Source organism: Microbulbifer aestuariivivens (assembly GCF_039545115.1).
GTDB classification, from domain to species: Bacteria; Pseudomonadota; Gammaproteobacteria; order Pseudomonadales; family Cellvibrionaceae; genus Microbulbifer; species Microbulbifer aestuariivivens.
Window position 1 is genome coordinate 1 of the sequence record NZ_BAABRT010000057.1, and the last position, 1,420, is coordinate 1,420.

Below are 1,420 nucleotides of genomic sequence, written 5' to 3' on the forward strand. Positions count from 1 at the left end.
GGTTATCAGATTGTTCAATGATGTAAAAAGGATACCCTAGTAAAATTACTTTATGGTCGCCATTTTGTGGAAGTAAAGATGACCGCCAACACATAACAGCTGTTGTTACTGTACCGAAGCCATTTGGTATTTCAATTTTTTCTTTTTGCGACTCAATAAGAACACTGAAGCCTTCAATTTCTTTGAACTCTTTCTCCTTCGTTTGAATCCCGCACATAAATTCTTTTACATCTGCGAATGAATGGCTAGCGAACAAAGTAAGTAGAGATAATATGATGCTTCTTATTTTCATGGTAAATCTCATACATTTAACGCCGCTAGCAGGGGCAGCCGGAGCGCAGCGTAGGCTGTCCAGCCCAGCCAACGGCTGGGCGAACCTGCCTAGCTTGGTTATAGGTGCCGCACTGGACACCCGCTACCGGCACGCTGCCAGCCACGGCTTGGCTGGCCAGCGCCCAATGTTACGAGGGAAGAATACAGCACCCCCCCACCAAATTATTAACTTAATGGCACCCCACGATACTGCAGTGAAGTGCCCATCTCTACTGAACCCGAGAGAAGGCTCTAGGAGCGAAACTGCCGCGTTCCGTAGCGACCGAGCTGCTCAATGCTGGACTCTTAACCAGTGAGAAAAATTACATGCTGGCACTGACAACAGTTTTTACCACCCGGCAACATAACGCCTTGCTCACCGGCACATACTGCGGAGAGCGTTTTGTGTAAAAATGGAGCGCAGCGACTGACACAAAACGAGCGTAGCAATATGTGTCAGGTGCAGCAACTTGTTATGGTGGCGTACCATCCCACTCAGATACCCACTTACCATACCGAACAACAAGACTATTACATTGATCTTTAAATTCTGAATCTGGAAGTTCACGAATTATTTTTCTCATCCTCAATAGATAGGCTTCCGCCTCTGGCTTGGTGCTAAGTTCCATGTAATTTGGGTTGCAAAGCTGATCTGGATTTAGAGGTTCGGAAAAAGATTCCGGATTTTGAGAATATGCATGCGCTAGCGAATGATCAAGCTCGAATGAAGCTCCGGCATCTGAAGCAGAGCGAAGCTCTATTGTAAGGGCAACCCAGCGAGGATCTCCAGACTCAACCTTTTCGATAAATGCGTTCCATTTTTCATAAGGCCATGAGAGTTCACCCAACGTGGCTTTAGCCCCCTTACTTCGAATACTACTCTCTACATCAGTAAATTCGATGGCATTCGCAATATTCATATCAAAAATAAATACAATAATAAAGATGATTCTAATCGCCATACTATTTTTAACCATAACACCTCAATAACCGGCGTGCGTTAGCACGTCCGGCGCCGTAGGCGCGTAGTTGATTGACTTGTTACACGTTTCCCTGCTGCTTTGACCAAGCTCTGAGCGTAGTCTTTTTGGAGGAGCCATAGAACCTC

At 45.8% G+C, this 1,420-nt stretch carries 2 protein-coding genes; both read right to left on the reverse strand.

The window, feature by feature from the left end:
* The coding region (locus ABEA58_RS14300) for a hypothetical protein (RefSeq protein WP_345552586.1) at positions 1–412 on the reverse strand (412 nt) is incomplete at its 3' end.
* Positions 413–785: 373 nt separating this feature from the next.
* Positions 786–1,274 (reverse strand): hypothetical protein, encoded by a 489-nt coding sequence (locus ABEA58_RS14305; RefSeq protein WP_345552588.1) that lies wholly within the window; start codon positions 1,272–1,274, stop codon positions 786–788.
* Between the last annotated feature and the right edge of the window lie 146 nt (positions 1,275–1,420).

Coding starts and splice junctions, on each gene's coding strand:
- ABEA58_RS14305 (WP_345552588.1), bottom strand. CDS start 1,274: ATGGCGATTAGAATCATCTTTATTATTGTATTTATTTTTGATATGAAT.